Annotated in this window: 19 protein-coding genes, 2 tRNA genes and 1 pseudogene; 15 read left to right on the forward strand and 7 right to left on the reverse strand. The window is 66.9% G+C overall.

Annotated elements, in window-relative coordinates; all coding sequences use genetic code 11:
* The 5 genes and pseudogenes from GXB81_RS22335 to GXB81_RS22355 form a co-directional block, all read left to right on the forward strand.
* Positions 1-1,213: pseudogene (locus GXB81_RS22335) on the forward strand (ribonuclease E/G); the annotation flags it as partial.
* A gap of 211 nt (positions 1,214-1,424) precedes the next feature.
* Positions 1,425-2,534 (forward strand): GTP 3',8-cyclase MoaA, encoded by a 1,110-nt coding sequence (gene moaA, locus GXB81_RS22340; RefSeq protein WP_167042921.1) that lies wholly within the window; start codon positions 1,425-1,427, stop codon positions 2,532-2,534.
* A gap of 11 nt (positions 2,535-2,545) precedes the next feature.
* Positions 2,546-3,172 carry a molybdenum cofactor guanylyltransferase MobA gene (gene mobA / locus GXB81_RS22345; protein ID WP_205990343.1) on the forward strand — a complete coding sequence of 209 codons (627 nt, stop codon included), beginning with the start codon at positions 2,546-2,548 and terminating at the stop codon, positions 3,170-3,172.
* 61 nt (positions 3,173-3,233) lie between these two features.
* Entirely contained in the window at positions 3,234-4,538 is a 1,305-nt protein-coding gene (gene glp, locus GXB81_RS22350) for a gephyrin-like molybdotransferase Glp (RefSeq protein ID WP_205990344.1), read from the forward strand.
* Positions 4,539-4,610: 72 nt separating this feature from the next.
* Complete coding sequence (locus GXB81_RS22355) at positions 4,611-4,886, forward strand: hypothetical protein (protein WP_167042915.1); 276 nt, start codon at positions 4,611-4,613, stop codon at positions 4,884-4,886.
* A 48-nt stretch (positions 4,887-4,934) separates the two neighbouring features.
* Here GXB81_RS22355 and rmuC read toward each other — a convergent pair whose 3' ends face one another.
* The 5 genes from rmuC to pncB form a co-directional block, all read right to left on the reverse strand.
* The gene (gene rmuC / locus GXB81_RS22360) at positions 4,935-6,383 is read right to left on the reverse strand and encodes a DNA recombination protein RmuC (protein ID WP_205990345.1); all 1,449 of its coding nucleotides are present in this window, start codon (positions 6,381-6,383) and stop codon (positions 4,935-4,937) included.
* Positions 6,380-7,369, reverse strand: a complete 990-nt coding sequence (locus GXB81_RS22365) for a D-glycerate dehydrogenase (RefSeq protein WP_205990346.1) — start codon at positions 7,367-7,369, stop codon at positions 6,380-6,382. The genes rmuC and GXB81_RS22365 overlap by 4 nt, the downstream gene beginning before the upstream one ends.
* A gap of 47 nt (positions 7,370-7,416) precedes the next feature.
* Positions 7,417-8,805 (reverse strand): sodium:proton antiporter, encoded by a 1,389-nt coding sequence (locus GXB81_RS22370; protein WP_205990353.1) that lies wholly within the window; start codon positions 8,803-8,805, stop codon positions 7,417-7,419.
* A 148-nt stretch (positions 8,806-8,953) separates the two neighbouring features.
* Positions 8,954-9,616 carry a lactate utilization protein C gene (locus GXB81_RS22375; RefSeq protein WP_167042908.1) on the reverse strand — a complete coding sequence of 221 codons (663 nt, stop codon included), beginning with the start codon at positions 9,614-9,616 and terminating at the stop codon, positions 8,954-8,956.
* A 254-nt stretch (positions 9,617-9,870) separates the two neighbouring features.
* On the reverse strand, positions 9,871-11,067 hold the full coding sequence (pncB, locus tag GXB81_RS22380; protein WP_167042906.1) for a nicotinate phosphoribosyltransferase: 1,197 nt from the start codon (positions 11,065-11,067) through the stop codon (positions 9,871-9,873).
* Between the two features lie 272 nt (positions 11,068-11,339).
* Between pncB and fdxA the strand changes: the two genes are divergently transcribed.
* From fdxA to GXB81_RS22420, 8 genes are all read left to right on the forward strand, one after another.
* Entirely contained in the window at positions 11,340-11,663 is a 324-nt protein-coding gene (gene fdxA / locus GXB81_RS22385) for a ferredoxin FdxA (RefSeq protein WP_062127873.1), read from the forward strand.
* A gap of 115 nt (positions 11,664-11,778) precedes the next feature.
* Positions 11,779-11,854 (forward strand) — tRNA-Asn (locus tag GXB81_RS22390).
* Positions 11,855-11,916: 62 nt separating this feature from the next.
* Positions 11,917-11,992, forward strand: a tRNA-Asn gene (locus GXB81_RS22395).
* A 265-nt stretch (positions 11,993-12,257) separates the two neighbouring features.
* Positions 12,258-12,734: a CreA family protein gene (locus GXB81_RS22400; protein ID WP_167042904.1), complete on the forward strand. Its 477-nt coding sequence runs from the start codon at positions 12,258-12,260 to the stop codon at positions 12,732-12,734.
* Between the two features lie 202 nt (positions 12,735-12,936).
* On the forward strand, positions 12,937-13,779 hold the full coding sequence (locus tag GXB81_RS22405) for an AraC family transcriptional regulator (RefSeq protein WP_167042902.1): 843 nt from the start codon (positions 12,937-12,939) through the stop codon (positions 13,777-13,779).
* A gap of 313 nt (positions 13,780-14,092) precedes the next feature.
* Entirely contained in the window at positions 14,093-14,854 is a 762-nt protein-coding gene (locus GXB81_RS22410) for an AzlC family ABC transporter permease (RefSeq protein ID WP_167042900.1), read from the forward strand.
* Positions 14,851-15,174, forward strand: a complete 324-nt coding sequence (locus tag GXB81_RS22415; protein ID WP_167042898.1) for an AzlD domain-containing protein — start codon at positions 14,851-14,853, stop codon at positions 15,172-15,174. The genes GXB81_RS22410 and GXB81_RS22415 overlap by 4 nt, the downstream gene beginning before the upstream one ends.
* Before the next feature lie 285 nt (positions 15,175-15,459).
* Entirely contained in the window at positions 15,460-16,230 is a 771-nt protein-coding gene (locus GXB81_RS22420; RefSeq protein ID WP_167042896.1) for a DUF4088 family protein, read from the forward strand.
* A 178-nt stretch (positions 16,231-16,408) separates the two neighbouring features.
* Here the strand turns inward: GXB81_RS22420 and GXB81_RS22425 are convergent, their stop codons facing one another.
* Positions 16,409-18,574 (reverse strand): ATP-dependent helicase, encoded by a 2,166-nt coding sequence (locus GXB81_RS22425; protein ID WP_205990347.1) that lies wholly within the window; start codon positions 18,572-18,574, stop codon positions 16,409-16,411.
* Between the two features lie 417 nt (positions 18,575-18,991).
* Positions 18,992-19,492: a hypothetical protein gene (locus GXB81_RS22430; protein ID WP_205990348.1), complete on the reverse strand. Its 501-nt coding sequence runs from the start codon at positions 19,490-19,492 to the stop codon at positions 18,992-18,994.
* A gap of 393 nt (positions 19,493-19,885) precedes the next feature.
* Between GXB81_RS22430 and GXB81_RS22435 the strand changes: the two genes are divergently transcribed.
* Together GXB81_RS22435 and GXB81_RS22440 are read left to right on the forward strand one after the other, a co-directional pair.
* Positions 19,886-20,104, forward strand: coding sequence for an RNA-binding S4 domain-containing protein (locus tag GXB81_RS22435; protein ID WP_167285420.1), 219 nt, complete (start codon positions 19,886-19,888; stop codon positions 20,102-20,104).
* Positions 20,105-20,497: 393 nt separating this feature from the next.
* Positions 20,498-21,910, forward strand: coding sequence for an MATE family efflux transporter (locus tag GXB81_RS22440; RefSeq protein ID WP_167050297.1), 1,413 nt, complete (start codon positions 20,498-20,500; stop codon positions 21,908-21,910).
* Positions 21,911-22,104 lie beyond the last annotated feature (194 nt).

Genomic DNA, 22,104 nt, shown 5'->3' on the forward strand with positions numbered 1-22,104 from the left:
GCGAGAACCGCGAGCCGCTGAAGCACGTGAGCCGCGCGAGGGCCGTGAGCGCGACAACCGTGGCGCCGAGCGCACGGAAGCCGCCGAAGGCGCGGCGCGCGGTGAGCGCCAGGAGCGCCGCGAACGGGGTGAGCGCACCGAACGCGGCGAGCGTCGCAAGCCGCAGGCGGAAGCCGTCGCGGCGCTGACGCAAACCGAAGCGCAAGCTGCCGACGAACAGGCAATCAGCCGCGCCGTCGCGGACGAAAACGGTGCGCCGGTCGATCAGGAAGCGGTGGCGCGTGAAGGCGAAGAGCGTCGTCGTCGCCGTCGCGGCCGTCGCGGTGGTCGTCGTGAGCGTGAAGAAGACGTGAACGGCAACCTCGCGGCGGATGTCGCGGAAGCCGAAGGCGAAGGCGAAACCGTCGGTGAAACCGCCGCCACGAGCGACGAAGCGCCGATTCGTGCCGCCCAGCCGGTCAGCGAAACGCAGAACGTGACGCCGGTCGACGTGGTGGTCGCCGCTGTCGCGACGGAAAGCGTCGTCGTGACCGAGTTGCATGCGGCAGCCGAAACGCCGCTGGCTGCGGAAAACGCAGCGAAGACCGAAACGGTCGTGCCGCTCGAACAGGCTCCGGTTGCACCGCAGGCAATCGCGGAAGCACCCGCTGAAGCGCCCGTGGCGGAAGCCCAGACTGCACCGGCCGTGAGCGAAACGGCTTCGCCGGTTGAACCGGTCGCGCATACCGAAGCGCCGGCTCAGGCTGAAGCACCGGTAGTTGCAGCGGCTGCCGAAGCACAACCGGCGGCACAGCCCGAAGTGCGAACGGAACCGCAGGTGGAACAGCAAGCGGCCCCCGCTCAGGCCGAAACGGCAGCGCCGGCTACCGCTACCGTCGCAGCAGCACCGGCCGTCGAGCCGGCGCCGCAAGCCGAGGTCGCCGAGCCGCAGCCGGTCGTCGCAGCGGAACCGGCCGTCGTCGAACCAGCAGCCAAGCCCGCGCCGCAGCAGGCACCGGCGCACGGTGGTGCGGCATCGGCCGACGCGCTGAAGCCGATCCTCGAACAGGCTGGCCTGATCTGGGTCAACACCGACGCCGACAAGCTGCGCGCCGCGCAGGAAATGGCAGCGCAGGCGGCCAAGCCGCCGCGCGTGGCACGCGAGCGCAAGCCGCTGCCGCCGGTCGACAGCACGCCGATGCAGCAGGTCGAAACGGTCAAGCAGCCGCAGTAAGCCACCGCAGTAAGCTACTCTTGTCAGCAAAAGCCCGCCCTCACCGGCGGGCTTTTTTCGTTTGGGGACGACCGCAACGTCGCTAGCGAAAAGCACGGCTGCATGCCGCTCCCCGTATACCCCGACAAGCCCCGTGGCACGCCTGTCGCCGCGAGCATTTCCGATAGAATGAATAATTCGCTGTCCGTTCAAGCATTCGACGAAGCACCTCATGTCCCGACGCATCATTCCCGTTGCCGATCTCAGCTCGGCGCCGGTTATCGCCGGCCCGGCGCAGACGCCTAGCGGCGCGCTGCACGATACGCTCGCGCGTCCGCTGCGCGATCTGCGCATCTCGGTCACGGATCGCTGCAATTTCCGCTGCGTCTACTGCATGCCGCGCGCGGTGTTCGACAAGGACTACGCGTTCCTGCCGCACAGCGCGCTCCTGAGCTTCGAGGAGATCGAACGGCTCGCGCAACTCTTCGTCGCGCATGGCGTCGAGAAAATCCGTCTGACGGGCGGCGAGCCGCTCCTGCGCAAGAACCTCGAATTCCTGATCGAACGGCTCGCCCGCCTGACCACGCCGGCAGGCCGTCCGCTCGACCTCACGCTGACCACCAACGGCTCGCTGCTCGCGCGCAAGGCGCGCGGCCTCAAGGACGCCGGACTCGGCCGCGTGACCGTCAGCCTCGACGCGCTCGACGACACGCTGTTTCGCCGCATGAACGACGCCGATTTCGCAGTCGCCGACGTGCTCGATGGCATTGCCGCGGCGCAGGCGGTCGGGCTCGCGCCCGTGAAGGTCAACATGGTCGTCAAACGCGGCACCAACGACGGCGAAATCGTGCCGATGGCGCGCCATTTCAAAGACACGGGCACAGTGCTGCGCTTTATCGAATACATGGACGTCGGCACCTCGAACGGCTGGAATATGACCGAGGTGCTGCCGTCCGCCGACGTCGTCACGCGCATCGCCGAACACTTCCCGCTCGCGCCGCTCGAAGCGCATAGCGCCGCCGAAACCGCGCAGCGCTGGGGCTACGTCGACGGCGGCGGCGAGATCGGCGTGATTTCGAGCGTCACGCGGGCGTTTTGCGGCAATTGCACGCGCGCGCGGCTGTCGACCGAAGGCAAGCTGTACCTGTGCCTGTTCGCGTCGGCCGGCCACGATTTGCGCGCCTTGCTGCGCGGCGGCGCGAGCGACGCCGAGATCGCCACCGCCATCGCCGAAATCTGGCAAGGCCGCGGCGACCGCTATTCGCAACTGCGCGGCAGCCACCCGGCCTCGCTCGACGAACCGGCCGCACGGCGCGTCGAAATGTCCTACATCGGCGGCTGAGCGGCCGGCGCATGTCAATCACTCGTGAACAGATCACCGGCCTCGTGCTCGCGGGCGGCCGCGGCACGCGCATGGGCGGGGTCGACAAGGGGCTGCAGATGCTGCATGGCAAACCGCTCGCCGCGCACGTGCTGCGGCGCCTCGCACCGCAAACGGCTGCCCTGCTGATCAGCGCGAACCGCCATCCCGACATCTATGCCGCGCTCGGCGCCACCTATCGCGCGACGGTCGTCGCCGACACGCTCGCCGGCTTTCCCGGCCCGCTCGCCGGCATGCTTGTCGGACTGCGCACCGCCGGCACCGCGTATCTGCTCAGCGCGCCCTGCGATTCGCCGTGGCTGCCCGCCGACCTCGCCGCCCGCCTCGCGCACGCGTTGGACGAAAAGCAGGCCGATATCGTCACCGTCACCACCCTCGACGCTCACGGCGCGGCGTCGCTGCACCCCGTGTTCGCGCTCATGCGCACCACCCTCGCGGACGACCTCGCGGCCTTTCTGGCCGCCGGCGAACGCAAGGTGCGCGCGTGGTACGCGCGCCACACGACGGTCGAAGTCGCCTTTGCCGACGAGCGCCCGTTTTACAATGCCAACTCGTTACAAGAACTCGCCGACCTCGAACGTGATCGAGGCCCCGGCTGACCTCCGCTCCGGCCGCACGGCGATTGCCGCGCCCCTCTCCGGGCGCGCCGCCCAGCCCTTCATGACCACGCCCAACGACTTTTCCCGCTGCGTCGCGCAGTACGATCCTCACGCGCTACCCGTTTCGGCCGCTCAGGCGATTGTCCGGCAGTGGGCGACGCCGGTCGCGGCGGCCGAACGCGTGGCGTTGCGCGATGCGCTCGACCGTGTGCTCGCGACCGACATCGTCTCGCCGATCGACGTCCCCGCGCACGACAATTCGGCCATGGACGGCTACGCATTCAACCGCGCGGCGCTCGCCGGCGGCGCCGGGAACGTCGAGCTGACGGTGGCCGGCAGGGCGCTCGCCGGCCATCCGTTCACAGGCCGCGTCGCAACGAACCAGTGCGTGCGCGTCATGACGGGCGCGTGCCTTCCCGCCGACTGCGACACTGTCGTGCCGCAGGAACTGGTGGAGCCCGACAGCACGGATGCCGCTTCGATCCGCTTCGCCGCCGGCGCGGTCGCGGCCGGCGCGAACCGTCGTCTTGCCGGCGAAGACCTCGCGCGCGGCCACGTCGCGCTGCGCGCCGGGCGCATCGTGCGCGCATCCGACCTCGGCCTGCTGGCGTCGCTCGGCATCGGCGAAGTCAGCGTGCGGCGGCGTCTGCGTGTCGCGTTCTTCTCGACCGGCGACGAACTGCGCTCGCTCGGCGAGCCGCTCGATGCGGGCTCGGTGTACGACAGCAACCGCTACACCCTGTTTGCGATGCTGCGCCGCCTGAACGTGGACGCGCTCGATCTCGGCGTCGTGCGCGACGAACCGGCCGCGCTCGAAGCGGCGCTGCACAGCGCCGCGGCCAATGCCGACGTCGTGCTGACCTCGGGCGGCGTATCGGTCGGCGAAGCCGATTTCACGAAGCAACTGCTGCAGACGTTCGGCGACGTCGCGTTCTGGAGCCTCGCGATGCGCCCCGGCCGGCCACTCGCATTCGGCCGCCTCTGGTCCGGCGCGCAACCGGGGCTCGGCAAACCCGCGCTATTCTTCGGCCTGCCGGGCAATCCGGTCGCCGTGATGGTGACGTTCTATCAGATCGTGCGCGAGGCGCTACTGCTGATGTCCGGCGCGACGCCGCAGCCGCTGCCGGTCATTCACGCGACGAGCCGCGAGGTGCTGCGCAAGCGCCCGGGCCGCACGGAATTCCAGCGCGGCGTGGCCGCACCGGACGCTCACGGCCACTGGCACGTCAGCCCGACCGGCTCGCAAAGCTCGGGCGTGCTGAGCTCGATGAGCGAAGCGAACTGCTTTATCGTGCTCGGCCATGACGAAGGCGACATCGCCGCCGGAGAACACGTTTCGATCATGCTCTTCGACGGCCTTATCTGACGCCGGCCGGCGCGGCGCACACCATCAGCGGCTTCACCCACACGACTATCACGACACACGGGTTTGACTTACATGAAAAAACAGATCTCGTTCATCGCACCTGGACAGACGGCCAAAGCGCTGATCCTCGTGTACCTGACGTTCTCGGTGCCGATCGTGTTGCTCGGCGTCGTGGTCGCGTTCGTGCGCTACGGCTCGGTCGAGCTGAGCACGGTCTTCAGCGCCCTGCTGCTGAACGCGATTCTCGGCTTCGTGCTGCTGTGGATCGCCTGCCACGCGTACAACTGGGTGGCGTCGCGCTTCGGCGGCATCGAAATCCATCTGACCGACGTGCCCGAAGAGGCGTAATGCCGGCGGATGCCAGCGCAATCTTCGCGCCGGCATCCGAAAACTCCGTTATGGCTCGTCGGGCTCCACGCCCGACAGCGCCTCTCCCAGCAACCCGCTCGCCTCGTCGCCGGGCAACGCCTCGACGTCGCGCAGCTTGCGATTCATCACGCGCGTGCGCGTTTCCGCGGCCTCGATCGAACGCGTGACGGTTTCGAGCTGCGCTTTCGTCTTCGCGAGCACGTCGCCGAATTTACCGAATTCCGTTTTCACCGCACCGAGCACCTGCCACACCTCGCTCGAACGCTGTTCGATGGCGAGCGTGCGAAAACCCATCTGCAGGCTGTTGAGCAGCGCGGTCAGCGTGGTCGGCCCCGCGATGGTCACGCGGTAATCGCGCTGCAGCAGGTCCGAGAGCCCCGGCCGGCGCAGCACTTCCGCGTAGAGACCCTCAGTGGGCAGAAACAGCAGCGCGAAGTCGGTCGTATGCGGCGGCGCCACGTACTTCTCGGCGATCGTCCGCGCCTCGGCGCGAATCCGTGCTTCGAGCGCACGCGACGCTTCTTCCACCGCCACCGGGTCGGCGCGCTCCTGCGCTTCGATCAGCCGCTCGTAGTCTTCACGCGGAAATTTGGCGTCGATCGGCAGCCATACCGGCATATTCGCGCCGCCGAGCTCGGGACGCCCCGGCAGGCGAATCGCGAACTCGACGCGATCCGCGCTCTTCGGCACCGTCGCGACGTTCTTCGCATATTGGTCGGCGGTGAGCAGCTGTTCGAGCAACGCTTCGAGCTGCACCTCGCCCCACGTGCCGCGCGTCTTCACATTGGTCAGCACGCGTTTCAGATCGCCGACGCCGGCCGCCAGCGTTTGCATTTCGCCGAGGCCGCGATGCACCTGTTCGAGCCGGTCGGAGACGAGCTTGAACGATTCGCCGAGACGCTGCTCCAGCGTCGCATGCAGTTTTTCGTCGACGGTGCGGCGCATTTCCTCGAGCCGCGCCGCGTTGTTCGCCTCGATATCCTTCAGGCGCTGCTCGATGGTCGCACGCACTTCGGCAAAGCGCCGCTCGTTCGCCTCGGTGAGCTGCCCGAGTTGCAGGCTCAGCGTGTCGCCGAACTGCTTGAGCGAGCGGCCCTGCTCGTCGCGCGCCTGCTGCGCCTGCACCTGCAGGCTGTGCCGCACGGCGTCGAGCTGCTGCGCGAAGCCGTCGATCTTGCCGCCCTGCACCGTCGCCATGCTGCCGAACTGCGCGGCGAGTGTCTGCTGAAACTGCGCAAAACCGCCGCTTTGCTCGCTACGCGACACGCGCGCCGTCTCGGCGATGTCGTTGCGCAGTTGCCGCTCGAGCCGCTCGGCGGTATGCGCCTGCGCGTCGACGACAGCATCGACGCGTTCGTTCAGCATGTCGAACTGCTCGTGCTGCTCCGTGCGGTCACGCCCGCGCAGCAGCAACGCGAGCGCGATCACGAGAGCGACCGCCAGCACCGCGACGGCCGCCACCAGAATCATCGTCATGAACGCGCCTTGCCGAGCACATCGGGATTGATCGGATTCGGCGGCTGACCGGCGCGCGGCCCTTCGCCGAGCGCGGCGATGAGGTTGTCGGCGGCGAGATTCGCCATCGCGCGGCGCGTCGCTTCGGTGGCGCTGGCGATGTGCGGGGTCAGCACGACGTTCGGCACGTCGAGCAGCGCCGGGTTCAGGTTCGGCTCGCCTTCGAACACGTCGAGACCGGCCGCCGCGATGCGCTTCTCACGCAACGCCTGCGCCAACGCCGCATCGTCGACGATGCCGCCGCGCGCGATGTTGGTGAGCGTCGCGCTCGGCTTCATGAGCGCGAGTTCGGCCGCGCCGATCGTGTGATGGTTTTCCTTCGTGTACGGCAACACCAGCACGACGTGATCGGCGCGCCGCAGCAGGTCCTGCTTCGACACGTACTCCGCGTTCAGCTCGGCCTCGATCTGAGGCGCGACGCGCGAGCGGTTGTGATAGATCACGCGCATGTTGAAGCCTTTCGCACGCCGCGCGAGCGCCTGGCCGATGCGGCCCATGCCGACCACGCCGAGCGTCGAGCCGTACAGGTCGCTGCCGAGGAAACCGTCGTAGCTCCACTTCTGCCATTGACCCGCGCGCAGCCAGTGCTCCGATTCGGCGATGCGGCGCGCCGCGGCCATCATCAGCGCCCAGCCGAAATCGGCGGTCGACTCGTTGAGCACGTCCGGCGTGTTGGTGCCGAGCACGTTCGCGGCGTTGAACGCGGCCATGTCGAAGTTGTTGTAGCCCACCGCCATGTTCGACACCACGCGCAGACACGGCGCCGCCGCGAGCACGTCCGCGCCGATCATTTCGCCGGCGGTCAGCGCGCCGTCCTTGTCCGCGAGACGGCGCTTCAGTTCGTCGGCGGGCAGCACGTCACCCTGGTTCGCGTCGACGTCGAAGTATTGTTTGAGCCTGTCGATCACGTCGGGAAAGATCGAACGGGCCACGAGGATTTTCTGCATTGCAAGTCTCCGTAGGGGCGTCGGGCGGAATCGCCTCGGCGTCGAAATCAGTGTCTGAAAAAGAGCCAGCCGGTCAGCGCGAACAGCGGCAGCAGCACCGCACCCGACCAGCCCAGATACGCAAAGAAGCCCGGCATGCGCACGCCGCGGGATTGCGCGATGGCCTTCACCATGAAGTTCGGCGCGTTGCCGATATACGTGTTCGCACCCATGAACACCGCGCCGGCCGAAATCGCCGCTAGCGTGGTCGCGCCGCTCGTCATCAGCGTCTGCGCGTCGCCGCCCGCGAGGTTGAAGAACACGAGGTAGGTCGGCGCGTTGTCGAGGAACGAAGATAGCAGACCGGTCGCCCAGAAATACATGATGTCGCGCGGCTCGCCGGACGGCTCGTTGACGAGATGCACGAGGCCCGCGAACGCACCGGCTTGCCCCGCGCGCAGCATCGCGATGACCGGCACGATCGTCACGAAGATGCCGGCGAACAGCTTGGCCACTTCCTCGATCGGCGCCCAGTTGAAATCGTTGCCCGTGCGAGCCGCACGTGGCGTCAGCGCGAGCGACAGCAGCGTGACGCCGACGAGCGCGACGTCGCGCACGATGTTCTGCAGCGCGACGTGCGTGCCGAATACCTCGAACGTGATTTGCGGACGCCATAGTCCGCTCATCAGCACGAGCGCGATCGCCGCGGCGAGCAGCACGAAATTTATCTTGCCGTCGATGCCGTTCCGCTCTCTTTGCGGCGACGGTTCGGAGCAGCGCGACCGCGCATCCTCACGCCGATGGAAGTAGTACGAGTCGAGCGCGTAAAAGATCGCGAGCAGCACGCCGCTCACGAACAGCATCGGCCGCGCGAGATGCGTGGTGGTCCAGAAAAAACTCACGCCTTCGAGAAAGCCGAGAAAGAGCGGCGGGTCGCCGAGCGGCGACAGCGAGCCGCCCACGTTCGCCACGAGGAAAATGAAGAACACGACCACATGAACCACGTGACGACGATTGTCGTTCGCGCGCAGCAACGGACGGATCAGCAGCATCGCGGCGCCGGTCGTGCCCATCACGCTCGCGAGCACAGTGCCGAGCGCCAGAATCGCGGTGTTCAGACGCGGCGTGCCGCGCAGATTGCCGCGCACGCGGATGCCGCCCGCGACCGTATAAAGCGCGGTCAACAGGATGATGAACGGGATGTACTCGTCGAACAGCGCATGAGCGAGTGCGCCGAGCGCCTCGTGCGCGCCGAAGCTCAGCGCAAACGGCACGAGAAACGCCAGCGCCCACGCCGCCGCGACCTTGCCGAAATGGCGATGCCAGAACGCCGGAGCGACAAGCGGAAATAGCGCGATGGAGAGCAGCACGCCAGCAAACGGCACGCCCCAAAACGCGGAGAGCGCGGCCCCGTCGAAGGTCGCGGCCAGGGTGGGACTGGACCAGCTCGCCAGCATCAATGCAACAGCGAGCCACTGGCCTGCCCTTACCGGCGGCACTTGCATGCCGCCGTGGCGCCGGTGACGACGGACAGCGCCCTCTACCACGCGCAGCGCATGTGCCGCACCTGCCGCCCGCGCGCTGAAACGCCGCCGCGTGCTTCGCTCAGGCACCCTGCACGACGATCGCATGCACGCGATAAGGGCCGTGCGCGCCGAGCACGATAGTCTGTTCGATGTCGCCCGTGCGCGAAGGACCCGAAACGAAATTGACGGCGCGCGGCAGCTCGCCGCGCTCCTTGCGGATCAGGCCGAACGCCTCTTCATGACCCGCGACAATGCGCGAAGCCGGCACGATCGCGATGTGCGTTTCCGGCAGCAGCGCCGCCGATGCGTAGGTCTGCGGACCCGAGAGCAGCACGAGCGTGCCGGTTTCGGCGGTCGCGCAGAAGCAGCCGGTGAGACCGACGGCGTCGTTGTCTTGAGGTTTGCGGAATTCGACGGCGAGGCCGGCTTCGCTCCATGGCAGATCGCCTAGCGTTTGCCAGGCGACGGCCCGCAACGGCAAACCGTGTTGCGTCAGATAGCGATGCGCGGCGGCGGGGACATCGGAGAGGGCCTGCACGGTGTCGACCGTGGTCGCCATTTTTTGTGCTTCGTCGACGAAGCGCGCACACAGATCGCCGGACATCTCCGGACGCGGGCCGGCCGGATGGCGTGCGAGGTAATCCGTCACGGCCTCGCGTTCGGCAGCGCTCGGCTCGGGTTCGCGTCCCTGCGCTGCGCGGATGCGCGCCAGGATGTTGCGGCGGGCAATCGATGTGTCCATAAGCGAGGTCCTCGTGTCGACAGCCGTGCGGTATGGCGAGGATTATACCGACCACCCCTCGCGCGAACACCCTGGCCGAACGGCATATTGCCGTGCGTCGCAAGTGCGGCGACACTGGTCACCGAACCTGTATGGACATGAACGTAAGCCGCCCATGAACCTGCACGACCCGTGAGCCGGGAGGTCAGCCGAAACAAAACAAGTCGGAAAGCAGGCTGAAGCGCAAACCGGACGGCATTGCCCGGCATCACGCGTTACTTCGCCGCCTCTTCCTCCGGCTGCGTGATGCCGAACACCTGGCACAGATACGCGAGATAAGCCTTGTCCTCGCACATGTTCTTGCCCGGCGAGTCCGACAGTTTCGCAACCGGCTGACCGTTGCAGCGGACCATCTTGATGACGATCTGCAGCGGGTTATAGCCGAGGTCGTTGGTCAGATTGGTGCCGACGCCGAACGCGAGCTTGCAGCGGCCGCGGAAGCGTTCGTAGAGTTGCAGCACCTTCGGGATGTCGAGCGCGTCGGAGAACACGAGAATCTTCGTGCGCGGGTCGCAGCGATTGGCCTCGTAGTGCTTAAGCAGACGCTCGCCCCAGTCGAACGGATCGCCGGAATCGTGGCGCGCACCGTCGAACAGCTTGCAGAAGTACATGTCGAAGTCGCGCAGGAACGCCTGCATGCCGTACACGTCGGACAGCGCGATACCGAGGTCGCCGCGATATTCCTTCGCCCACATCTCGAAGCCAAAAATCTGCGAATCGCGCAGCCGCGGACCGAGCGCCTGGCAAGCCTGGAGATATTCGTGCGCCATCGTGCCGAGCGGCGTGAGGCTGTGCTTCATCGCGTAGAACACGTTGCTCGTGCCCGCGAACTGCTCGCCGAGACCGTCCTTGAGCGTGAGGATCACTTCCTCGTGCCATTGCCTCGAGAAGCGGCGGCGCGTGCCGTAGTCGGCGATCTTGCAGTCGGCGAATTCGGGGCGCGCGCCGAGCAGTTGAATCTTGTCGAGCAGACGGCCGCGGCCTTCGCGGTAGTCCGGCTCCTGCTGCGTGTTGCGGAAATAGACTTCGTTGACGATCGCGAGCACCGGAATCTCGAAGAGGATCGTATGCAGCCACGGCCCCTTGATGTCGATGTCGATTTCGCCATTGCCCTTCGGCGACGGCGTGATCGAAATGTACTTCTCGTTCAGATGGAACAGCGCGAGGAACTCGATGAAGTCGCCCTTGATGAAGCGCATGCGCCGCAGGTAGTCGAGTTCGTCGTCGGTGAAACGCAGTTCGCAGAGCTTGCGCACCTCGCCGCGAATTTCGTCGATATACGGCACGAGATCGACATTCGGCGTACGGCAGCGGAAGCGGTATTCCACGTTCGCGGCGGGAAAGTGATGCAAGACCACCTGCATCATCGTGAACTTGTACAGATCGGTATCGAGCAGCGAAGTAATCATCATGATGGTACGAACTGGACCGCTGGAAAAACGAAAAGGGCTCACACGACCCTTGCAACGAACGCGCATACGTCGCGCGCCTGACGCATGTTACCCGATGCGCCCGCATTCAGCGCGTCGCAAGCTCTCGCACGGCACGCCGCGGCACCCCATAAACTAATCACAAAAACATATAAGAGGCACGGCCCGATGCTTCATGCGCCTCTTGACGTTACGTTACAATACCGCTTTTGGCGTCCGCGCCTTCCCTGATTCCGTATGCAGGAGCTGCCTGAATGACTCACGTTGTGACCGAAAGCTGCATCAAGTGCCGCTATACCGACTGTGTCGATGTGTGCCCGGTGGACTGCTTTCGCGAAGGTCCCAACTTCCTCGCGATCGACCCCGATGAATGCATCGACTGCGCCGTGTGCGTAGCCGAGTGCCCGGTGAACGCCATCTATGCCGAAGAAGACGTGCCGGGCGACCAGCAGGACTTCATCGCGCTGAACGCCGATCTGGCGAAGGCGTGGCCGAGCATCACGAAGACCAAGGCACCGCTGCCGGAAGCCGACGAATTCAAGGACGTGAAGGAAAAGCTCGCGCTGCTCGCGCGCTAAGCGGCAACCTGTCACCCACCCTGCCAATTCGGATTTGTTATCAAGATGACCGCAGGGTATTGACAGGCACTTAAGCTACTTCTACAATTTCGCTTCTCTGCTGTTGTTGTTCTGTTCCTCGATAGCTCAGTCGGTAGAGCGCCGGACTGTTAATCCGTAGGTCCCTGGTTCGAGCCCAGGTCGAGGAGCCAAGAATTGCAAAAGCCCGTTAACCAAGACGGGTTTTTTTATGTAGATCAAGTTGTACTGCTGTTCCTCGATAGCTCAGTCGGTAGAGCGCCGGACTGTTAATCCGTAGGTCCCTGGTTCGAGCCCAGGTCGAGGAGCCAAAATTTTGAAAGGCCCGCATCCGTGCGGGCCTTTTTGTTTTGGCAGCGACGCTACGCGTCCTTCTCGCAACGATACGATTTCACACGTCGTGTATTGAGGATCGCATGCACGCAACGCGAACGCACCGACGCAAATCATCGGCACGCAGGTTTGCATGGCACCGCCCGCGCGCCGTTATAAGATGGCGGCTTCGCGGCGCATTTCTCGCATTTCCTCTCGCGATTCTCGCGCTGCTCCACTCCAGGCACTCAACCGGGCATGTCCATGAACTCCACCTCGTTGCGCATCGCGCTCGCCGCCGTCGGCGTACTGCTGCTGCCTTCGGCGCACAGCGAAGAAGTCGCCAGCGTCAATACGAATTTCCGTATCACCGGTTCGGACCGCGTGGTCGTCGAGGCTTACGACGATCCCGTCGTGCAAGGCGTTACCTGCTATGTGTCGCGGGCGCGCACGGGCGGCGTCAAGGGCACGCTCGGTCTCGCCGAAGATCCGACCGAGGCGTCGATCGCCTGCCGCCAGGTCGGGCCGCTGCATTTCACCGGTCCCGTGAAGCAGAAGGACGATGTGTTTTCGGTGAGCATGTCGTTGATCTTCAAGTCGCTGCACGTCGTGCGCGTGGTCGACACGAAGCGCAACGCGCTCGTCTATCTGACCTATAGCGATCGCGTGGTCAGCGGCAGCGCGAAAAACAGCGTCAGTGCCGTACCGATGCCGAACGGCACCACGATTCCCGTCAAATGACAGGCGACAGGCGTGGCAGGGCCACGGTCAACACCTCAGCGCGCGTGCGTCCCGGCAAGGCTTGCCGCGACGTATCGCGCGTGCCGCCGCCCGATATTGCCTCGCCGTCCGACACGCTCCGCGTGATGTCCCTCCCGAGCGGCGCCCGCCGCCGCACATGCCCACGACGCGCTACACTGATCGGCCCAGCCGGACTTTCGTCATGACCACCACCCACCGCTTCCGCGATTCCGCCCGCTACTGGCGCACGCCGCTTCTGCCCGGCGCGGACCTGCTCACGGCCGAATATCGCGATCACGAATTCGCGCCGCATTGGCACGATGCGTACACGATCCCGGTGATCGTCGCGGGCGCGGAATGCTACCGGTATCGCGGCGAGCATTATGTTGCCGAGGCCGGCAGCGTGCCCATCATCAACCCGGGCGAACTGCATACGGGATCGAAGGCAGTCGAGGCCGGCTGGCGGTATCGCGTGATCTATGCGCCGGTCGAGTTCATGCACGATCTCGCCGCGGAAGTCGGCGGCAAACCGCAGGCCTTGCCGTGGTTCGCGCCCGGCGTGATCCGCGATCCCGATCTCGCGATGCGGCTCGCGTGCGCGCATCGCCTGCTCGAAGCGGGCGACGACGAACTCGCCGCCGAGGCCGCGATGCTCGACGCGCTGTCCACGCTGCTGGTCCGCTATGCGCAGACACGGCCGGAGCCGGCGCGCCTCGCCACCGACGACGTGCGCGTCGCGCTCATGCAGGAGCGCCTCGCCGGCGACCTGCTCGAGTCCGTGCCGCTCGCGGAAGTGGCGAAGGCGACGGGGCTGTCGCCGTTTCACGCGGCGCGCCTCTTCACGCGAACGACCGGCTTGCCGCCGCACGCGTGGCGCAATCAGGTGCGCCTGCAGCGCTCGCTCGCGCCGCTGCGCGCGGGCATCCCGGTAACGGACGTCGCCGCCGCGAGCGGCTTCACCGACCAGAGTCATTTCACGCGCCACTTCCGCCGCATGTTCGGCGTGCCGCCCGGCCAGTGGCAGGGAACCGCGCGCGGGGCCTGAGCACGCGGGGCGGGGCGTCCGGGCAGCCCACGCGCTGACCGTAGCGCAAACAGCCGCACCGGCCCGGCGAACAGCGCCGAAGTCGATCCCGTCGTTTCCGGCTAGATGGCTAATAGCCGAATCTTCGAGCAGGGAAAATCAGGCGCGAAGCGGTGGCCTGCCGCGCCTCCATCGGCCTGCTTGGCCCATCCCCTCACCCGCCCGCAACGGGAACAGCACCCCGAACGGACAACCCGAACGACGACCCCGCAGCAAGAACGTACAAGCCCACCGCACCGCTCCCCGCTATGCTTCCGCAATCAAGGAGGCCAGATTGACCGATTCCCCCCAAGGCCAGCCCGTTCGCCCAGGCCATCTCAAAGAATTCAGCGCCGGCGCGCGCGACATCATTCCGATGCTGGTCGGCGCGGCGCCGTTCGGCGTCATTTTCGGCACGCTCGTCGCATCCGGCCCGCTGCATCTGTGGCACGGCCAGTTGATGTCGCTGATCGTATTCGCCGGCTCCGCGCAGTTCATCGCGCTCGGCCTGATCGCCGGACACGCGAGTTTCGCCGTGATCTGGGCAACCACGCTCGTCGTCAATCTGCGTCACGTGCTGTATAGCGCGACGCTTGCACCGCATGTCGCGCATCTGCCCAAACGCTGGCGCTGGGCGCTCGGCGCGCTGCTCACCGACGAAGTCTTCGCGGTCGCGTGGGAGCACTACCGGCATCGCGAACCGGGCACGGTCGGTCCGTATTATTTCTTCGGTGCCGGCGCGGCGATGTATCTGAACTGGCAGTTGTGGACCGTCGTCGGCCTGCTGTTCGGCGCGGCCTTCCCGGGCCTGCAAGCGCTCGGACTCGATTTCGCGATGGTCGCGACGTTCATCGCGATCGTCGTGCCGCAACTGGTCGCACTGCGCTTTATCGCGGCAGCCGCGACGGCGGGCACGCTGGCGTTTTTCTGGCAGGCATGGCCGTACAAGCTCGGCCTGCTCGGCGCGGTCTTCGCCGGCGTTGCAGTCGGCGTGCTGCTGTCGAGTTCGCGCCTGAGCCTGCGCGGCTCGCGCACCGCTGCGGAGGCCACGCGATGAACTACGTCCTTCTGATCGCCGGCATGGCCGCCATCACGTGGGTGATCCGCGCCGCCGTGTTCGTGCTCGGCGACCGGCTCGTATTCCCGCCGCTGCTGCGCACCGCGCTCAGCTTCGTGCCCGTTACCGTGCTGACCGCGATCATCGTGCCGATGGCCGTTTCGCCGCACGGCAACCATGCCGAGCTGAGCTGGCGCAATCCGCAGCTGGTCGGGGCGCTGGCGGCCGTCGTCGCCAGCGCGACGACGCGCCGGCCGCTGCTGACCATCGCGGTCGGGCTGGCCGTGTTCTTCCTCTGGCAGTGCGTCGTGCTGAAGTAAGCGCGTTCCGGGCCCGACCGCGCGGCTGATCCTGGCCGCGCGATGGCTCCGTACCGCGTTCGCGCCGGGCCGTCTCTCACGCCCTCACGCCCTCACGCCCTCACGCCCTCAAGTTTCCCTCAACTCCGCCGATAAGCAGTCGAGGTCCGCTCATCGGGATTCGTCCCGCTGATGACGCGGCAACAGGCTGGAACAGCCGCGCCGGCAGCCGGCGTCGCATCGCCCTCGGTCCGCGTGCGGCCGGCGGCGCGACGCGCACCGCGCGGCACGAAAACGGGATAACACATGGGTCAAATCACCCTCAAGCTCAAGGACGAGACCGTCACGTCGCTGCGCAAAGACTTCGAGGCGTTTCTGCGGGTCTCGCTGAAACTCGATCCGCAGTTCGCGACGCCGTCGTTCGAGGACTTTTTGCGCGCGAAGCTGCTCGACAACATGGTGCCGCTAACCGAACACGCGGTGCAGCGGATGCTCCAGGGCGGCCAATACGCGTGGGCCAAGCGCACGCTCGACAAGGAGTTTCCCGACGTCGTCGCGATTCTGATGCGCCAGGCGGGCGAGTTCGGCTTCGGCTTCGCCGCGCGCTCGGAATGGACGCCCGAGGAACTGGCGAAGCAATGCCGCGACTGGGCGGCCGCGATCGTCAAGGAAGCGGAAGGCGACGCGACGCTCGTCGATCCGCTCGCCGCGCAGATCAGGAGCGCGGCACAGGACATCCAGGCGCTCGAAGAGGTAATGCAAACGCCGGCCTGGCGGCTCGTCGAATCGCTGCGTCAGCGCGTCTACGAGGCGAAGGTCGCGTGCGAGACGAGCACGGGCAGCACCGCGCGCGAAAAACTCGGCGAGCTGCGCGGGCTCCTGCGCCTCGGCCTTGCGCACGGCACGTTCCAGAAGCAGGAAGCGCAGCAGATCATGGAATACCTGCGCCTGCTCAAGCCCGAGATTTTCGTCGAGGAACCGGACGACGTGTTCTCGCGGCTCGCCGCGTGGCTGCGCAATTTCTTCGTGCCGCCGCGCCCGGTGGCGCAGCAGCAACAGCAGCGGCAGTCGCGCTAGGCAGCGCGCGGGGTTCGCGCCGCGCGGCGGCAAGACCGGGCAACGGTGGCCATCCGCCGTCGCGGCGCAGCAGCAGCAGCAGCAGCAGCAGCACTGCGAGACACACGCACAATGGCGTCATCGCCGAATTCGTTCATCCCGCTCCGAGGCGCCGTGCCTTGCTCCCGGCGCGCCGCACTCAATCCCACATCTTCCTGAGTTTCGCCGCAATCTCGATCTTCGCCTGCGCAGCGGCGGCGAGCCCCGCCGCACTCGGCGCGCGCGCGACCGGCACGCGCGGCCACGCATAGGCGTCGAACAGCGGCAGCATCGGCGTGGCGATGAAGCGCGTGCGCGATGCCCACACGTGGCGGTCGCCGAGATGGGTCTGGTTATGCACGTAAAAGCGCTGCGGCACGACGATGTGCAGGTCCTCCTTCGCGCGCGTCATCGCCACGTAGAGCAGGCGCCGCTCCTCGTCGATATCCTCGTCGCTGCCGGTACCGAGATCGGACGGAATGCAGCCGTCGACGCCGTTCAGCACGAACACGTTGCGCCACTCCTGCCCCTTCGCCGAATGGATCGTCGACAGGATCAGGTAGTCCTCGTCCAGCAGCGGCACGCCGGATTCGTCACTGGTCGCGTCGGGCGGATCGAGCGTCAGCTCGGTCAGAAAGCGCTCGCGCGACGGATACGTGCCGGCGATGCTCTCCATCTGCAAGACGTCCGCATGACGGATCGCGGCATCTTCGTGATTGCGTTCGAGATGCGGCTCGTACCAGCGCCGCACCATTTCGAATTCGGCGGGCCACGGCGTCTGCCGCCCATACACGCTCGACATCAGCTTGACGAACGGATGCCAGTCCTCCTGCGCCCGCGCCGGCGCGCTGAACCCGGCCAGCGCAGCGAGCGCGCCGCCGGCCGGCGCGGCCGGATCACCCTCGCCTATGCTCATGCCGGTGCCAACGCGCGCCGCGATGTCGTCGAGCAGCTTCGCCGCGGTCGCTGGCCCCACGCCCGGCAGCAGTTGCACGACCCGAAAACCGGCCACGCGGTCACGCGGATTCTCGGCCCAGCGCAGCACCGCGAGCACGTCCTTCACATGCACCGAGTCGAGAAATTTGAGCCCGCCGAATTTGACGAACGGAATATTGCGGCGGGTCAGCTCGATCTCGAGCGCGGCGCTGTGATGCGCCGCGCGAAACAGCACCGCCTGCGACTTGAGCTTGACGCCCTGCTCGCGCGCCTCCAGCACCTGTTCGACGACGTAGCGTGCCTGCGCGGCTTCGTCGGCAACCGTGACGAGGCGCGGACGCTGCGCCGATGCCTTGTCGGTCCAGAGATTTTTCGTGTAGCGCTCGCTCGCGAGTTCGATCACCGCGTTCGAGGCGGCGAGAATCGGCGCGGTCGAGCGGTAGTTGCGCTCCAGCGTGACCTGGCGCGCGGGCGGGTCGAACTGCTGCGGAAAATCGAGGATGTTGCGCACGGTCGCGCCGCGAAACGAGTAGATCGATTGCGCGTCGTCGCCGACCACCGTGAGGCCGCGGCCGTCGGGTTTCAGCGCGAGCAGGATCGACGCCTGCAGGCGGTTGGTGTCCTGATATTCGTCGACAAACACGTGATCGAAACGCGCCGACAGATCGGCGGCGATGGCCGGCTCGGCGGCGATGTGCGACCAGTAGAGCAGCAGATCGTCATAATCGAGCACGCTCTGCTTCTGCTTCGCGTCGACGTAGGCGGCAAACAGCCGGCGCAGATCGTCCTCCCATTCGCGGCACCACGGAAACGCGCTCTCGAGCACCTGGCCGAGCGAGGCGCCGGTATTCACGGCGCGCGAATAGATCGCGAAACACGTGCCCTTGGCCGGGAAGCGCCGCTCTTTCGCGGACAGCCCCAGTTCATGGCGCACGAGGTTCATCAGGTCGGCGGAATCTTCGCGATCGTTGATCGTGAAGGCGGGCGAGAGGCCGATCAGATCGGCGTATTCGCGCAGGAACCGCGCGCCGACGCTGTGAAACGTGCCCGACCACGTGAGCCCTTGCGCGAGCGCGGCGCCCACGCCGCTCGTGCTGGCCGCCGCAGCCGTGATGCGCGTGACGCGGCGCGTCATCTCGAGCGCCGCGCGGCGCGAAAAGGTCAGCAGCAGGATGCGGTGCGGATCGGCGCCCTTCAGCACCAGATTGGCGACGCGATGCGCAAGCGTGTTGGTCTTGCCCGAGCCGGCGCCCGCGATCACGAGCAATGCGCCGGGTGGCGCGTTCGGCGTGTCGGCCCCGTATTCGACGGCTTCGCGCTGCGCGTCGTTGAGCTTCGCGAGCCAAGCGGCGGTATCGAACGGCGGAGCGGATTCGGCGACGGTGGACACTGAGCGGTTCGTGCGTTGGATGGATTCAGGATGGCGACGCATACTGTATATCCATACAACTGCTCGCGACAAGCGCCCTTTTTTGCCGGGTCTGGGTGTGCCGCAACCGGCGCGCGGCTTGCCGGTTGCCGGTTGCCGGTTGCCGGTTGCCGGTTGCCGGTTGCCGGTTGCCGGTTGCCGGTTGCCGGTTGCCGGTTGCCGGTTGCCGGTTGCCGGTTGCCGGTTGCCGGTTGCCGGTTGCCGGTTGCCGGTTGCCGGTTGCCGGTTGCCGGTTGCCGGTTGCCGGTTGCCGGTTGCCGGTTGCCGTCAGAGCTTACGCTGTCGGGAAGTTCCCTGTGAAAAATCCGCGCCGGAGCACGCGCCCGCGTGTTTCCACGCCGCTCGCGCGCCCCGGCATCGGGGCCTGATGCCGGCGGCTTAATGCTTGACGTCGGCACCCTCGGCCTGCTCGCCCGCCTGCCCTTCCATGTTCATCTTCATCGCGTTGTTGGCGGTCTGCTTGTCGGCCTTCTGGTTGATCTTCGCGTCGCGCACCTGCTCCTTGTACTGTGTCTTCGCGGCCTTCTGCTGCGCCTTCATTTCCGCCTTCGACGTCTTCTTCGACGCGCGATATTCCGCGTTGGCCTTCGCATCGGCTTCACGCTTCTGCACGAGCGGGTCGGGCGAGCCCGGCGCCGTCAGACGGGTCGGCGGCGGGGCCGGCTCGACGCCCTGGGCGGCGGGCGCATCCGGAGTCGGCAGCGCGCCCTGGGCAACAGGGACGGACGGGGCCGGCGGAGCAACGCCAACGGTGCCTTGCGTCTGGATCTGCGCCTGACCGCCGATGCCGGTGGCCGGCTGTGCGGTCTGTGCAACGGCGGCCGTCGCGGCAAAAGCGGTAAGGGCGGTACCGATCAGGAGCGAACGAATCTGGGTCATGGCTAAATCCTCTCTAAAGTGGTCGTGACACGGGCGGACGATCTGACGTCACGATGGCGGGGTATGCAGGATGCCTCGCGTGCCGCGCCCGGTCCTGGGCGTCGCCGGACCGGTTGCCATCAGATGCGTATCCGGAATCCAGTGGGCTTCACTGCTGAGTTGCACTTTAGGAGTGAAATCCATCCGGTACGACTAGCGTTACGGAACGTTTCACTTTCCGACATCTGCATAACATCTGCTTTCAATTGCTTGCGGGGAGACCGGCGCCCGTCTCACCCGCCGACGGCCGCCTGGTGCTCTGCTGGCGGCCGCCGGTTTCCGCTCGCGCCCGCGTTGTGCTTTATGATGCGAACCCCGACCGCCAACCCGCAGCCCCGCAAAGGCGCAAACGTCATGCCTAACCTCAATTTCACGCTCACCGGCGAGTACGTCGAACTGCACAATCTCCTGAAGATAACGGGCCTCGCGGACAGCGGCGGCTCCGCGAAAATGATGGTCGCGGAAGGTGCCGTGACCGTCGACGGTCAGGTCGAAACGCGTAAAACGTGCAAGATCCGCGCGGGCCAGGTCGTGCTGCTCGGCGATACGCGCATTGCGGTTCACGAGGGCTGACGCGGAGCCGAAGCCGCTTGCCGCGGCTCAAAGCCCGTGGCGCGGGGCCGGGGCCGCTGCCACGGTCCGCTTAGGCAATGCATCCGCGGCCCCCGCCGCCGCACATCCGGCCCCACCGTCGCAGTCCGGAAATTCACCGGACGGCACGCACTGGAACCGTGCATCCACCATCGACATTGGCCGGACGAGGCAATAAGCTGTGGGTTTCGACAGGTAAGCGTAAGCGACAGCCCGCGCAACGAACCGCGCCGCCGGCCGCCGCGCTACGGATTGTTCCCCCGTTCGTCGCGCCACTGGGCCGCCCGGCGCGCCGTTCCCGACCCGCGCCGCCGCTTTTGCCCGCGCCTCGCTGTCGCCACTTTTCGCCGCCAGGCATTTCATGACCCGCTTTTCATGACCCAATCCGGCTTCGCCCGCGCGGCCTCCCGGCCGCCGACCCTATCCCGCCACGCGGCCGACACCGCGCGGCTCGCCGCGCCGCTCGCCATTGCCCAACTGTCGCAGATGGCAATGAGCGTCACCGATACGATCCTGCTCGGCTCGCTCGGCCCCGACGCGCTCGCCGCCGGCGGCCTCGGCGCGAATCTGTTTTTCGTCGTCGTCACGCTGCTGCAGGGCGTGCTGACCTCGGTCAGCGTCAGCGTCGCGCACGCGCGCGGCGCGCAGGATGACGGCCGCGTGCCGCCTATCTACTGGACCGGTTTCGTGCTGTCGGTGCTGCTCTCGGTGCCGGCGTTCATCCTGCTGTCGTTCGCCTCGCAGATCCTGCTCGCGTTCGGCGAGCCGGGCCTGCTCGCGCACAACGTCGGCGAATATGCGGCGGTGCTGCGCTGGGGCGCGCCCGCGAGCCTGATCGGCGTGGGGCTCATGCGCTCGTTCCTGCCGGCGATCGGCGCGGCGCGGCGGCTGCTGTGGGTGTCGATCGCGAGCGTCGGCGTGAACGGCTTCCTGAACTACGGGCTGATCCACGGCGCCTACGGACTGCCGCGGCTCGGCTTTCTCGGCTCGGCGGCCGCGACCACGATCACCGTCTGGTTGACCGCGCTCGTGCTGATGGCGCTGCTGCATCTGCGGCCGCGCTTCCGGCATTTCGTCGTCGCGACGCGGCCCAGGTTGCCGCTGATGGGCGAGCTGTTCGGCATCGGCTGGCCGGTTGCGATCACCTACGGCGTCGAATCGACCCTCTTCCTCGCGACGGGGCTGATGGTCGGCCTGCTCGGCGAATCGCAGCTGGCTGCGCATCAGATCGCGCTGAACGTCGCCTCGGTCGCGTTCATGGTGCCGCTGTCGATCGGCCAGGCCGCCAACGTGCGGGTCGGCTACTGGGCCGGCGCCGGCCAGCCGCTCGCCGCGCGCCATGCGGGCTTCGTCGCGCTGGCGCTCGGCGTCGGCTTCATGTCGATGTCGGGCCTCGTGCTGATCACCGCGCCGCACTGGATCGTCGGCCTGTATCTGCATCTCGACGACCCCGCCAACGCGCCGACCGTCGCGCTCGCAAGTTCGCTGCTCGGCGTGGCGGCGATCTTCCAGATCGTCGACGGCATGCAGGCGGTCGGCTCGGGCTGTCTGCGCGGCCTGAAGGACACGCGCATCCCGATGATCGCCGCCGCGTTCGGCTACTGGGTGATCGGCTTTCCGACCGGCTATCTGCTCGCGTTTCACGGCGGCCTCGGCGCGCGCGGCTTGTGGTGGGGGCTTGCCGCCGGCCTCGCGAGCGTCGCGCTGCTGATGACGCTGCGCTTTCACCGGCTGAGCCTGCGCCGGCTGCCGGCGGAACCGGCCACGCCGCCGGCGCGGCCGGTCTGAGCGAAATAGCGGAACCCCCCACTCCTGAAGCACTCCCTGCAAACGGTAAAATGGCCGCCTCGGCACGCGCGCGCTTACCCGCGTTCGCGCGTCGCGAGCCACGAGCCGCACACAGGCAGGCGCGCCTCACGAAGGCCTGCGCCGGATTGCGTAGCTGGGGCGCCTACCCTCGCCCACGCGGCCTGCCGCTCGAA

The sequence above is a fragment of the Paraburkholderia sp. Ac-20336 genome, from assembly GCF_017105025.1.
Lineage (GTDB): Bacteria > Pseudomonadota > Gammaproteobacteria > Burkholderiales > Burkholderiaceae > Paraburkholderia.